10 protein-coding genes, 1 pseudogene and 1 riboswitch are annotated in these 12,345 nt (G+C 76.9%); of the genes and pseudogenes, 6 read left to right on the top strand and 5 right to left on the bottom strand.

Annotated features, from left to right (window positions below; translation table 11 throughout):
- Both BMZ33_RS14725 and BMZ33_RS14720 read right to left on the bottom strand, forming a co-directional pair.
- Positions 1-221, bottom strand: a pseudogene (locus BMZ33_RS14725) (endonuclease); the annotation flags it as partial.
- Positions 222-228: 7 nt separating this feature from the next.
- Positions 229-564 carry a hypothetical protein gene (locus BMZ33_RS14720; protein ID WP_136697301.1) on the bottom strand — a complete coding sequence of 112 codons (336 nt, stop codon included), beginning with the start codon at positions 562-564 and terminating at the stop codon, positions 229-231.
- Between the two features lie 124 nt (positions 565-688).
- Here BMZ33_RS14720 and BMZ33_RS14715 point away from each other — a divergent pair, with 124 nt between their 5' ends.
- Positions 689-1,939, top strand: a complete 1,251-nt coding sequence (locus BMZ33_RS14715; RefSeq protein ID WP_091111798.1) for a DUF6884 domain-containing protein — start codon at positions 689-691, stop codon at positions 1,937-1,939.
- 88 nt (positions 1,940-2,027) lie between these two features.
- Here BMZ33_RS14715 and BMZ33_RS14710 read toward each other — a convergent pair whose 3' ends face one another.
- The 3 genes from BMZ33_RS14710 to BMZ33_RS14700 form a co-directional block, all read right to left on the bottom strand.
- Positions 2,028-2,882, bottom strand: coding sequence for a carbohydrate kinase family protein (locus BMZ33_RS14710; protein ID WP_211202872.1), 855 nt, complete (start codon positions 2,880-2,882; stop codon positions 2,028-2,030).
- A 60-nt stretch (positions 2,883-2,942) separates the two neighbouring features.
- Positions 2,943-3,578 carry a DUF2238 domain-containing protein gene (locus tag BMZ33_RS14705; RefSeq protein WP_091111793.1) on the bottom strand — a complete coding sequence of 212 codons (636 nt, stop codon included), beginning with the start codon at positions 3,576-3,578 and terminating at the stop codon, positions 2,943-2,945.
- An 89-nt stretch (positions 3,579-3,667) separates the two neighbouring features.
- Positions 3,668-4,192, bottom strand: coding sequence for a C40 family peptidase (locus BMZ33_RS14700; protein ID WP_091111790.1), 525 nt, complete (start codon positions 4,190-4,192; stop codon positions 3,668-3,670).
- 12 nt (positions 4,193-4,204) lie between these two features.
- Positions 4,205-4,356, bottom strand: a riboswitch (cyclic di-AMP (ydaO/yuaA leader).
- 356 nt (positions 4,357-4,712) lie between these two features.
- On the opposite strand from BMZ33_RS14700, the gene BMZ33_RS23355 reads away from it, so the two are divergent.
- The 5 genes from BMZ33_RS23355 to BMZ33_RS14675 all read left to right on the top strand — a co-directional run bounded on the left by BMZ33_RS23355 (position 4,713) and on the right by BMZ33_RS14675 (position 12,323).
- Positions 4,713-4,874 carry a hypothetical protein gene (locus BMZ33_RS23355; RefSeq protein ID WP_169064356.1) on the top strand — a complete coding sequence of 54 codons (162 nt, stop codon included), beginning with the start codon at positions 4,713-4,715 and terminating at the stop codon, positions 4,872-4,874.
- Between the two features lie 188 nt (positions 4,875-5,062).
- Positions 5,063-7,723, top strand: coding sequence for a LuxR C-terminal-related transcriptional regulator (locus BMZ33_RS24145; RefSeq protein WP_091111788.1), 2,661 nt, complete (start codon positions 5,063-5,065; stop codon positions 7,721-7,723).
- 133 nt (positions 7,724-7,856) lie between these two features.
- Positions 7,857-10,163, top strand: a complete 2,307-nt coding sequence (locus BMZ33_RS23350) for a hypothetical protein (protein WP_091111785.1) — start codon at positions 7,857-7,859, stop codon at positions 10,161-10,163.
- The gene (locus BMZ33_RS14685) at positions 10,156-11,433 is read left to right on the top strand and encodes a hypothetical protein (RefSeq protein ID WP_169064355.1); all 1,278 of its coding nucleotides are present in this window, start codon (positions 10,156-10,158) and stop codon (positions 11,431-11,433) included. The genes BMZ33_RS23350 and BMZ33_RS14685 overlap by 8 nt, the downstream gene beginning before the upstream one ends.
- 35 nt (positions 11,434-11,468) lie before the next feature.
- Positions 11,469-12,323 (top strand): hypothetical protein, encoded by an 855-nt coding sequence (locus BMZ33_RS14675; RefSeq protein ID WP_136697300.1) that lies wholly within the window; start codon positions 11,469-11,471, stop codon positions 12,321-12,323.
- The last annotated feature ends 22 nt before the right edge of the window (positions 12,324-12,345 follow it).

Below are 12,345 nucleotides of genomic sequence, written 5' to 3'. Positions count from 1 at the left end.
GCCTGCAGCTTCTCCCCACCGACCGCGTCGAGCTCGAAGCGGCCGCTGAGCGTCCCGTCGGCGTGCCGGGCCAGCATCAGCCGGCGGCCCTCGGTGGGGTCGGGTTCGGGACCGTCGGGGTCCAGGCCGGCCAGGTAGTGCCGCACCGCGGCGACGAAGTCGGCGTGCGGGTGGTCGATCGCCACCTGGGTGAGCACGGCGTCGATGACGGCCAGGTCCACGCCCTGCTCAGCGGCGGCCGCCAGGCGTTCCGGCGTCAGCGCGACAGCGGCGACGGCGACCTGCTCGGCCGAGACCCAGCCCGGCGTCGTGCGCCTCGGCCAGTGCGGGCAGGTGGTCGAGCACCCGCCCGTTGCCCACCACCCGTGCGGCCGCGGCGGCGGAGAGCCGGCAGTGCCCGCGCAGCCAGGGGCGCATCGACTTCTGCCCGTCGCGCTCGGCGGCCTGGGACAGCTCCGCGGCCCGCACCCGGCGGGTGAGCAGGGCGTCGATCCGGTTGCGCTCGGCGACCAGCGCGGCGACGTCGTCGAGGACATCACCACCGCCCACATCGCCCGAACACATGTACGGATGATAGCCGATCGACGGCTGCCACTGAAGGGGAAACCGCAGGTCAAGGGCCAGCCGACGCCACTGTGCACGACACCCGTACGGTCGAGGCGGGAGCCGATCGACCGACGGGGGAACGATGGACTTCGAGCTCGACGGGGCGCAGCGCGCCCTCGATGCCGACGCGGTCCGCGCGGTGCTGCACGGCCGGTCGCCGGAGGAGGTCCGCACCCACTGGGTCGAGATCGAAGACGCCCGCTGGCCGCCGAAGCAGGTCCTGGCGCTGGCCACCGGGCTCCACCGCCGGACCTTCACGTCGCACCGGGCCCTCGGTCTGCTGGCGCGGCTCGGGTTCGCCACGAGTGACTGGCCCGGGCGTGTTCGTCCCGAGCGACGGGTCGTCCCCCACCACCGTGCGAGCCCGGTGCGGACGCCCGCACCCGACATCTTGCTCGTCGGTTGCTCGGGATCGAAGGCGACCTCCGCACGTCCGGCGCGGGAGCTCTTCACCGGTGCGGCGTTCCGCAAGGCCCGCGACCGTGCGGAGACGCTGGGACTGCCCTGGTACGTCCTGAGTGCGGAGCACGGGCTGCTCGTGCCTGACGAGATCGTCGCGCCCTACGACGTGTACCTGCCCGACCAACCGTCTGCCCGCCGCTCGGCGTGGGGCGCGGAGGTGGTGTTCCAACTGGCCCGGCAGCACGAGCTGCGCGGGACCGTCATCGAGGCGCACGCCGGCCGCAGCTACTGCGACCCGCTCATCGACCCGCTCGCGGACGCGGGCGCGGTGCTCCTCCAGCCGCTCGCCGGGCTGCGGCAGGGGGAACGGCTCGCCTGGTACGGGCGAACGCCTGCCTCGGTCCTGCCGGACGTCGCCGCTGTCCTCGATGCGGCGAACGCCGTTGCTCCTGCCGACCTCCTCGCTGCCGGCCGGGCCGCTGCCGACGACCCCGGGCTCTACACCTGGTGGGTCGACGCCACCGGCGCCGCCGAGCTCTCGTCCGGCCTCGGGCACGTCGTCGCTCCGGGGCTCGTCTACGCGGGGCGGGCCGGCGGAGTGCGGGCCAGCGGGGCGCGGTCGACCAACACCCTGTGGGGCCGGATCGCCACGATGCACCTCCGCGGGCGGCGGCAGTTCTCGACCATCCGCCTGACCCTCTCCGCCTGTCTCTCACCCGAGGGCGGGCCCACCATCCCGGAGTCCGAACTGACGACGTGGATGCACAGCCACCTGCGGGTCGCCACCCTGCCGCTGGCCGCCGAGGACGTGACCGCCGGCGAGGCGCGGCTGCTCGAACTGGCCGACCCGCCGCTCAACCTCCGCGACGTCGCACGGACCGACCTGCGCCGATCGCTCAGCAGGCGGCGATCTGCACTCCCGGCGGGGTGACCGACGTCGGCCGCCACCGCTGGCGCTCCGACCGTTCGGGTCGTGGACGCAGGGCTCGTCCGGTGGCCGAGCACGGCAACACCGCAGCTCAGGTCGGCGGTTGACCGCCCAGCACGCCGACGACCGAGGCGGCCGCCGCGTGCCCCGACCGGACGGCGTCCAGCACCGGAAAACCCGCCCGCCAGCCCGTCAGCACCCCGGCCGCGAACGCGTCCCCGCACCCGGTCGTGTCATGCAGCCGCCCGTCCGGCAGCGGCTCGACCGGCACCTCCCACCCGCCCGCCACGGTGACCACCCGGGTCGGGCGGGCGCCGGCGTGCGCCAGCACCAGCGGCGGCGCCCAGGCCGGCCGCGCGCCGTCCAGGCCCAGGACGGCGGCCTCGTCGGCGTTGCAGCAGAGCAGGTCCGGCCGCAGTGCCGTCAGCAGCTCGGTGTAGGCCTCGGCGCCGTGCGCGGCGATCCGGGTCGCGGCAGCGACGTCCACGCTGACCGGCACCCCGAGTCTGCGCGCCGCCGATGCGACGGCCCGCAGCGCGTCGGGGAAGCGCAGCAGGTCGTAGCCGTCCAGGTGGACGACGGCGGCGTCGGCCAGCCACGCAGCCCGGACGTCCGAGGGCTCCAGCCCGCCCTCCCCGCGGTCGGTCAGCAGCGTGCGCTCGCCGCCGGGGTGCACCAGCACCGTCGACAGCGGCGCCCGGCCGCGGCGCACCACCGCCACCTCCACGCCGCGTCCCGCGAGCCCGGCGAGCAGCCCGTCGGCGAGCGGGTCGGCACCGGCCCAGCCCGCCAGCCGGGCCGGCGCACCGAGGCGGGCGACACCGGCCGTGACGTTGGCCGGGGCGCCGCCCGCCGTCGTCGCCCGCACCACCCGCTGCTGACCGCCGGCGACCAGGGGAGCGGACAGCTCGAGCACCTGGTCGGCGACGAGCTTGCCCACCGCCACGACCGGACCCCGTCCTGCAGGGCGCGGCCAGTCCGGGCCCGGGGAGGTCACGGCCGCACGCTAGGCGCTGACCTCCTCGTGCGTGTTCACGCCCGGGATGCGCCGCACCGAGCCCCAGCCGAAGCGGGCCCACGCGACCAGCAGTCCGGCGCCGACCAGCGAGCCGAGGGTGTCGCGCAGCAGGTCGCCGTTGGTGTCGTCGTTGCTCTCCGAGAGCTGCGTCCCCCACCAGGCGTCGGACCGCCACTCGTACAGCTCCCACAGGGCACCGACCGCGATGCCCAGGGCCGCGGTCACCACGGCGATGCCGACGTAGTGCCGCAGGTGCGTCTCGTCGCGAGGGTCGGGGACGACGTCGAGCCGGGCGAGGGCGATGTAGACGACCGGCGCGGTGAGCATCGGCAGGGTGAAGTGCACCAGGTCGTCGAAGCGGACCCACTGGTCGTAGAGGCCGAACGTCTCGCCGAACCCCTGCAGCGCCATGCCCAGGGTCAGCGACAGGTCGTAGAGCCGCGGCAGGTTCACCAGGCGGGCCACGAGCGTGACGCTGCCCAGCACGGCCAGCACCCCCGCCGCGCCCCAGTCCCCGGCGGCCGCGTAGGCGACCGCCCCGCCCAGGATCGCCAGGCGGAGGACGTCGATGCCGTCCCGTACGACCGGCGTCCAGTCACCCAGCAGCAGCGTGCGTGCGTCCACGTCGTCGTCCTACCCGTCCCTCGCCGGCTCCTGACGCGACGGTGCCCCGGCCGGGGAGTTCCGGCCGGGGCACCGTGCAGCGGTGTGCGTCAGGCGACGCGGCGCGCGCCCTGGTAGCTCGGCATGGAGTCCAGGTCCACCACGGCCACCGGCTTGCCGGCGCTCGAGGAGTGGACCATCTGGCCGTTGCCGATGTACATGCCCACGTGCGAGACCGGGCTGTAGAAGAACACCAGGTCACCGGGCTCGAGGTCGGACTTCGCCACCGGGGTGCCGAAGGTCGACTGGGCCTTGGAGGTGCGCGGGATGGAGATGCCGGCGGCCTCGTAGGCGTAGCCGGTCAGCCCCGAGCAGTCGAACCGGTCGGGACCGGTCGCACCGTAGAGGTACATGTCGCCGCGCTGGGCGAGCGCGGTGTCGACGGCCGCCTGGGCCGCGCCGTTGGGCGCGGCGGCCGGCGCGGCGGCGGGCGCGGCGGCTACGGCCGCACCGGCACCGCCGCCCACGGAGGCCGAGGCCGGCACGGGCGCCAGGACGATGCCGGCCCCGGCGACGGCCGCGACGGCGATGCCGCGGAACGAGCGACGAGCGGTGGACGTGCGTGCAGTCGTCATCGACGACGGTTCTCCTGTTCTCCACGGTCGCCTGCCGGGTTAGCTGACGGGTTCGGACGGGGGAGTCGCCCGGCGCGAGGAGTCGCGCTCCACCCCAGAGGTGCGGTGGGTCCCCGGCCCGGGTACCTGCTGGCTGCGGGCACCCGGTTCGGCGCGTCCGGCGGGTGTCACACGGTGCGTGACGAGGGGCCCGGCGGAACCGCGACGACGCTAGGCACGCCCCGGAGGCCGCTCAACCGCGCGGAGGGCCCGCCACGCCCGGCTCCGACCTGCGGACTTGACCGGCGTCCCGGATCCGACACGCCTGCCCGACCACCACGGACACCGGTGGTGCTTGACGGCGCAACCAACCGGTGGCGGCGGGGACACGCCGGGCTCCAGCAGAAAGGACGGCGCGGTGCGCCCGCACGCGGAGTCAGGACGCGGCCACGGTCGGCCGACCGGAGGACGCCGGGAGCACGACGGTTGCGCTGCGCGTTGACGGGGCACGGGTCCAGGGACCGACAGGAGGAGGCTCCCCATGGGGATGTTGAGGAAGCTCGTGGCTTCGGGCGTCGCCGCCAAGGTGGTGCAGGAGCTGCAGAAGCCGCAGAACCAGGCCAAGATCAAGAAGTTCATCCGCGACTACCAGGCCAAGAACAAGGGCGGCCGCGGCGGCGGCACCACCGGCCGCGGGTACTGATCCCGGTCCTGCCTCGCGACCCCCGTCCCGGACCCCGGGACGGGGGTCGCGTCGTGTCCGGGGCGGGCGGGAGACCTCGGCACCTCGCCGACACGCCGGGGCGGGCATGCGCCGTCGCCGTCCGTGTTCCGCGGCGCCCGGCGGCTCCCTACGGTCGGGCGGCGAGGTCGTCCCCGGGGAGTCCGCCCATGCCGCCCGACACCGACGCCGGACCGTCCACCGCACCCCTGGTCGGCCGCGCCGAGCACCTCGGCCGACTGGTGCGGACGGTCACCGGCCCCCAGCCGCGCAGCGCCGTCCTCTGCGGCGAGGAGGGGGTGGGCACCACCCGCCTGGCGCGCGAGGTGCTGGCCGCGGCCGGTGACGTCGGCTGGGGCCAGGTCTGGGTGGCCGCGACCAGCGCCACGGCCACCATCCCCTTCGGCGCGGTCGCCCACCTGCTGCCGGCCGTGCCGCCCGCCGACCGCGGCCAGGTCGTGCACGCCGTGGCACGGTCGCTGACCTCCGACGTCGACGGCCGGCGCAGCGTCGTCGGCGTCGACGAGGCGCACCTCCTCGACGACGCCTCCGCCGCGCTCGTCCACCACCTGGCGGTCACCGGGACGGCGGTGGTGGTCGCGACCGTCCGCGCCGGCGCACCGGTCCCCGCACCTGTCACCGCACTGTGGAAGGACGGCCTGGCCGACCGGGTCGACGTCGCGCCCCTCGCCGCGGAGGAGACCGCGCTGCTCGCCGAGGAGCTCCTGGGCGGGCCGGTCGACGGCCTCACCCAGCGCCGGCTCTGGCGGCTGAGCCGGGGCAACGCCCTCTACCTGGGTGAGCTGGTCCGCAGCGGGCTGGCCACCGGCACGCTCGTGCGGCGCGACGGCGTGTGGTGCTGGGCCGGGCCGGTCGCCGCGGTGCCGCGCCTGGTGGAGGTCCTGGCCCACCGGCTGGGGGACCAGCCCGCGGACGTGCGCGACCTGGTCGACCTGGTCGCCTTCGGGGAGCCCGTCGACCTCGCCCTGCTGGAGCGGGCCGGGGTCGACGCCGCCGCGGTCGAGGCGGCTGAGCGGGCGGGGCTGCTGCGCAGCGAGGCCTCCGCGACCGGCATCGACGTCCGGCTGGCCCACCCGCTCGTCGCGACCGTCGCCCGGGCCCGCTCCTCGGTGCTGCACCGCACGCGCGTCTGCCGCCGCCTCGCGCAGGCTGCCGACGCCGGCAGCGACGGCATCGACGCGCTGCGGACGGCGGTGTGGCACCTCGACGGCGGAACCGCCCCGGAGCCCGCCGGCCTGGTCGCCGCCGCCCGCCAGGCGCTGGCGGTGCTCGACCTGCCGCTGGCCGCCCGCCTGGCCCGAGCCGCCGTCGACGGCGGGGGCGACACCCGGGCGGTCGCCCTCCTGGCCACCGTGCTCGTGCACTGCGGGGCCGGCGAGGAGGCCGAGGCCCTCCTCGCGCGGCTGGACGGGACGGCGCCGCCGGAGCTGGCCGAGCTGCGGGCCTGGAACCTGGTCCTCGCGCTCGGCCGGCCCGAGGATGCCGAGCGGGTCCTGGCCGAGGCCGCGGCCGGCGGACCGGCCGCCGCCGACTGCGCGACGGTGGCCCGGGCCCGCTTCCACACGCTCGCAGGGGAGGTCGGCGAGGCCGGCCGGCTGGCCGCTGACCTGGCCGCGCGGCCGGGCACCACGGACCCCGTCCGGCTCGGCGCGCTGCTGACGCTGTGCCAGGTGCGCGGTGTCGAGGGCCGGTACGGCGACGCGGTCGGGGCCGGGCAGGAGGCCCGCGAGCTGGCCGGAGGGCTCGACGGGGGAGCGTGGTCCCTGGCGCGCGACGAGGTGCGCGGCGGGCTGGTCGCTGCCCACGTCGGTGCCGGCCGGCTCGACGCGGCACAGCCCCTGGTCGAGGAGGGCCGCGAGGCGACGACGGCGGCCGGCTGGCCCAGTGGTGCGGCCATGTGGACGGCGTGGCGCGGGGAGCTCGCCCTCCTGCACGGCCGGCCGGACACGGCGCTGCGGTCGCTGCGCGAGGCCGTCGCCCTGGCCACACAGCAGGCCCATCCCTACCGCGACTGGGTCACCCGCATCGCTGCGACCTCCCGGGCCCAGGCCGCCGCGGTCCTCGGCCGCGTCGAGGAGGCCGCGGCGGCGGTCGCACTCGCCGAGCGGCTCGGCCGGCCGTGGACCGGCCTACTCACCGCGCGCGTCACCGCGGCCGCGGCCTGGGTGGACGCCGCGCGCGGCGGGGTCCGCGCCGCCGTGCAGACGACGTTGCACGCCGCCGACCACGCCGCCGGGCACGGCCAGACCGGCTGGGAGCTGCTGCTGCGCCACCAGGCCGTGCGCCTGGGCGCGGCCGACCGGGTCGCCGACCGGCTCGGCGAGCTCGGCGGCAGGGTGGACGGCGCGCTGGCCCCGCTGCTGGTCGCGCACGCCCGGGCGGTGTGCGAGAACGACGGCGACGCCCTCGAGGAGGTCGCGCGCGGGCTGGCCGGCCTGGGCCTCGGGCTGCTCGCCGCCGAGGCCGCCGCGCACGCGGCCGGCGCCCACCGCGCCCAGGGGCGTACCGCCGGCGCCACCCGCGCCACCGCGACCGCGCGCGTGCTGGCCGGCCGCTGCGAGGGCGCCCGCACCCCGGCGCTGGCCGGCCTCGCCGAGCCCTCCGCCCTGACCCGCCGGGAGAACGAGATCGCCCGGCTGGCGGCGGCCGGGCTGACCAATCGCCGGATCGCCGAGGAGCTGGTGATCTCGGTGCGCACCGTCGACAACACCCTCCACCAGGCCTACGCCAAGCTCGGCGTCCACGGCCGGGCGGACCTGCGGCCGCTGTTCCGGCCCGACCTAGGTGGTCCCGGGCGCCGGACTGAGTGACGGCGTCCGGTCCGGGCCCGGATTCGAGTACCCGGCTGCTCCCGACAGGCGGCGTCGTCCGCCCCTAGCGTCGGCGGCCCACCACGGACAGGACCGGCTCGCGGTCCCGCTCCGCCCCCGAGGAGGTGCGCCGATGACCGCCGCGCTGGACGGCCTCACCACCGAGCACTTGAGCTCCCCGTTCGCGGGCCCCTTCCCGGCCGCGGGCGAGGCCGCGGCGGCCCCGGCGGCTCCCGCCGCGGTGGCCGCGCCGCCCGTGCTCGCCGCCGAGTCCCCCTTCGCCGGCCTGACCGCCGAGGGCCCCGGCCGGGACGACACGGCCGAGGCCGACCTGCTCGAGGCGCTGTACGACGAGGACTTCACCGATGCCCTCGCCGCGCTCGTCGACGAGGCGGCGGCCCGGCACCTGGCCGACCAGAGCGCGTGGTCGGGCCGGCTCACCGAGGGCGAGGCGCTCAGCGAGCTCGAGGAGTGGGTGGAGCCCCTGGCGCTGGCCGCCGAGCACGGCGTCGAGCGGATGGGGCAGGCCCTCGCGACGACCCGCCCCGAGACCATGGGCGACGCCGCCCTCCAGCGTTTCCTGGAGGACGCCGCCGAGACGCCGCCCTTGGACTCGGAGGCGTTCGACCACTTCCTCGGCGGGTTCCTCAAGAAGGCCGCCTCGGTCGTCGGCGGGGCGGTCAAGGCGGTCGGCAAGGCCGTGGGCAAGGTGCTGCCGATCGGCGCGGTGCTCAAGAAGCTCGGCGGGGTCGTCCGGCCGCTGCTGAAGAAGATGCTCGGCCTGGTGCTCGGCAAGCTGCCCGCCGCCGTCCGGCCGATCGCCCGCTCGCTCGCCGCCAAGCTGGGGATCAAGGAGGCCGAGGCGCAGCCCGACGCCGTCGCCGCGCTCGCCGAGGCGTTCGACCGCGAGCTGGTCACCCTGGTGACCCGGCCCGACGCCGTCCCCGGCGAGGCCCTCGAGGACGAGAGCTGGGAGACCGAGCTCTGGCGCGAGTCGCCCGACCCGGTCGGTGAGCTCGACGCGGCGCGGGTCCGGCTGGCCCAGCAGCTCACCACGCTGCCCCCCGGCGCCTCGGCGTCCCCGCCGATCCAGCAGTTCCTGCCCGCCCTCGCCGCGGTCTGGCCGGTGGTCAAGCTGGCCATCACCTTCATCGGCCGGGACAAGGTGGTGAAGTTCCTCGCCGACCGGATCGCCGACCTGGTCAAGGGGCTCATCGGCGCGGAGGCGGCCAAGCTGGTGGTGCCGCCGCTGGTCGACCTCGGCATGGGCGCCATCGGGCTCGAGGCCGAGGCGGAGGCCGACGCCACCGGGGTGCCGGCGCGGGAGGCCCTGGCCGGCGAGGCGCTGGTCTCCACGGTCGAGGGCACCGTGCACGGCGCCCTGCAGCTCCTCCCGGCCGACTCCTTCGGCGATGAGCTCGCCCTCGACGCCGCGGTGCAGGCCGCCTTCGCCGAGGCCGCCGCGGCCTACCTGCCGGACCGGCTGCTGCAGCGGACGCTGGCCGAGCGGGAGACCGCCGAGGACGGCGGCATGTGGGTGCTCATGCCCCGCGGTGTCCGGCCCCGCCGGTACCGCCGGTACACCGAGGAGAGGACCGTCCCGGTCACCCGGCAGGTCGCGCGGGCCATCCGCTGGACCGACGGCGGCACCCTGGAGACGCGACTGCTCGACCGCGGCCTGCGCAGCTGGCCGGTGCTGGTGCAGGTGCGCCTCTACGAGGCGGTGCCCGGCACGCACCTCGGCCACCTCGCCCGCGGCGAGGCCGGTGAGGACGGCGAGCACGTCGACGCCGCCGAGTTCCAGCCGCTGACGCCGGAGGTGGCCGGCCTGCTGCTGCACGAGCCGGCGCTCGGCAAACCGGCCGCCCCGGTCGGGGGGCGCCCCACGCCGGTCGGGGGCGCCGTCCGGCCCCGTCCCCTGCCGGGCCGGCGGCTGTACCGCGTGCGGGTGGTCGGACCCGGAGCGGCGCGGGTCGCGCGCGTGCGGACCCTGCGGCGGGTGCTGCTCTCCCTCGACCCGACCCGCGGGAAGCTGGAGGTCTCGATCCGGCTCAGCGAGCGGCAGGCGCACGAGCTGCTCGCCAGGATCCGGCCGACCGACCCGTCGAAGCCGCGCGACCTCGCCGGCGTGCTCACCGCCGTCCGGGCCGTCTACGCGCCGCTGCTCTCCGGTGCGCTGGCCGACCGCCTGGTCAGCCGCGGCCTGGTCCCCGACGCCACGGCCGCCCGCGGGGTGGGGGAGCGGGTCACCGAGGCGGTCACGAGCGCGATCTCGGCCCATCTCGGGCAGCACGCGGCCGCCGTCGCCACCGCGGTGCAGGACCCGGCGGCGGGCATCACGATCAGGGTCGGTTTCTCCGGCGCCACCCGCGAGGGGCTGCTCAGGCCGCTGACCGCCGGTCAGGTCGACGTGACGGCGGGGTGGCGGGTCCGTGCCTGAGCCCGTCGTCGCCCGGCCCGACCTCGCCCGCCCGGACCTGGCCACCCTCGAGCGGGCGGAACTGGCCGCCGAGCTGGCGCACTGGCGGGCGGCGGCCCGGGCGCTGACCGACCTCGAGGTGGTCGCCGCGGCCTCGGCGTGGGCCGCGCTGGAGTCCTACCTCGGGCTGCGGCTCCGGGACAGCCTGACCACGGCGGTGCTGGCCGTCGTCGAGGCGGCCGACCGGGTGCAGCACGCGCTCTCCGTGCCCGCCGACCTGGCCGACCTGCGCCGGGCGGTGGCCGGGGTCCGCGCCCGGTACCTGCGCGCGGAGATGGTGGTCGACTTCTACGGCGACGCGGTCAACACCCGCACCAGCCCGCGGACCGGAGCGCTGCTGCGCGGCCTGGACACGCTCGCGGTGGACAGCATGGACAAGGTGCTCGGGCCGCTGGGCATCGAGGTGCCGCCGGTGCTCTGCTACCGGGACGGCGGGGCCGGCGCCAGCATCCTGCGCTGGAACGCGATCCTCTGGGACGCCTCGCCGGCACCGGTGGCAGCGGTCAAGATCACCCACCACAACCTGCGCCGTCCGACGTCCCTGGTGCACGAGACCGGCCACCAGGTCGCCCACCTGACCGGCTGGAACGCCGAGCTGGGCGAGGCACTGGCCGCCGTCCTGGCGCCGGCCGACCGCGACGCCGCCGAGGTGTGGCGCGGCTGGGCCAGCGAGGTGGCCGCCGACGTCTACGCGTTCGTGCTGCTGGGCTGGGCGCCGCTGCCCGCGCTGGCCACCGTGGTGGGCGGGCCGAGCAGCCGGGTGTTCCGGATGGTCCCCGGCGACCCGCACCCCTTCGGCTGGATCCGCGTCCAGTTCGGTGCCGCGCTGTGCCGGTCGTGGTTCGGCCCGGGCCCGTGGGACGACCTGGCGCGGGTGTGGGCGGCCCGGCACCCGCCGGCCGAGGCGCCGCCGGACGCGGCGGCCGTGGTGCGCGCCAGCCTGCCGCGGCTGGCCGACCTCGCCGACGCGTGCACCCGCGCCCCGATGCGCGCCTTCGGCGGACGGCCGCTGTCGGCGCTGGCCGACCCTCGGCGGGTCTCACCCGCCGCGCTGGCCCAGCTCGCCGCCCGCAGCGGACCGGCGCTGTGGACGTCGGCGTACCTGCGGCGGCTGGAGAGCCTGCGGATCCTCGCCTGGGGCGTGCTGCGCGACGCGGGCCCGGCCGCGCCCGGCGTGCCCGACGTGCCCACCTGGATCACCCGGCTCGGCACCGAGCGGGACGCGGCATGAACACCCGACGCACGGATCAGCACGAGGAGACGGCCATGACCGAGCAGCCCGCTGCGGACAGCGCCCCACCGCCGGAGGCTCCCACCCCGGAGCCCGCACCGGAGCAGGCCGCGGCGACGCAGTCCCCGCGCAAGCGGACGCCGGTGAGGAGGACGGCGGCGAAGAAGGCCCCGGCGAAGAAGGCCACCACGGGCACGACGACGCGGCGGACGAGGACCGCGGCGGCGGCCGCGCCGAAGGACGCCATCACCGCGCCGGCGGGCGCCACGGGCGGGAAGCCGGACGAGCAGCGACCCCCGGCCGAGGGGGCCCAGGAGGAGTTGCTCAAGCAGGTCGTCGTGGCGCTGGGTGCGCTGCAGGGACTCAGCGCACTGCAGCACCTGACCGGCCTGACCGGGCTGGCATCACTGCCGACCATCGCCCAGCAACAGGTGGACGCGGCGACGCACCTGTCGGGGATCGCCCAGAGCACGGGGCGGCTGCAACAGGAGAGCAACCAGCACCTGGCCGCCCTCGTCGACCGCCTGCCGGTGCCCCAACAGGCGATGACCCCGGAGCAGTGGCACGTCGCGAACCAGTTCCAGGCACTGCGCAGCTCCCTCGGGGGCGGACACCGCATCGGGTCGCCCGACGTGGTCCCCGCCATGCGCCCGCCCCAGGTCGCGAGCGACGGGACGGTGACCCTGCAGGACGGCCTGCCGAGCGGCGCCTCGTCCGTCGTCGTCACCTACGTCGACCAGGCGGACGGCGCGCTCAAGCAGAAGCAGCTCACCGTCCGGAGCCCCGGTCAGACGTCGTTCGACCCGGGGGTCGGCGCCGCCGCCCGCGTGGTCGGGGTCGAGGTCCAGGACAAGGGACACCGGTCCCTGCAGTTCGGCATCCCCACCTGAGCAGGTCCGCGTCCGAGGAGGA

The organism is Geodermatophilus dictyosporus (assembly GCF_900115505.1).
GTDB classification, from domain to species: Bacteria; Actinomycetota; Actinomycetes; order Mycobacteriales; family Geodermatophilaceae; genus Geodermatophilus; species Geodermatophilus dictyosporus.
This window is presented reverse-complemented; position numbering and strand designations above follow the sequence as displayed.

Excerpts from the sequence above, each read along its gene's own strand:
- BMZ33_RS23350 (WP_091111785.1), top strand. The coding sequence starts at position 7,857 with ATGACCGCCGCGCTGGACGGCCTCACCACCGAGCACTTGAGCTCCCCG.
- BMZ33_RS14720 (WP_136697301.1), bottom strand. The coding sequence starts at position 564 with ATGTGTTCGGGCGATGTGGGCGGTGGTGATGTCCTCGACGACGTCGCC.
- BMZ33_RS23355 (WP_169064356.1), top strand. The coding sequence starts at position 4,713 with ATGGGGATGTTGAGGAAGCTCGTGGCTTCGGGCGTCGCCGCCAAGGTG.
- BMZ33_RS14675 (WP_136697300.1), top strand. The coding sequence starts at position 11,469 with ATGACCGAGCAGCCCGCTGCGGACAGCGCCCCACCGCCGGAGGCTCCC.
- BMZ33_RS14700 (WP_091111790.1), bottom strand. The coding sequence starts at position 4,192 with ATGACGACTGCACGCACGTCCACCGCTCGTCGCTCGTTCCGCGGCATC.
- BMZ33_RS24145 (WP_091111788.1), top strand. The coding sequence starts at position 5,063 with ATGCCGCCCGACACCGACGCCGGACCGTCCACCGCACCCCTGGTCGGC.
- BMZ33_RS14715 (WP_091111798.1), top strand. The coding sequence starts at position 689 with ATGGACTTCGAGCTCGACGGGGCGCAGCGCGCCCTCGATGCCGACGCG.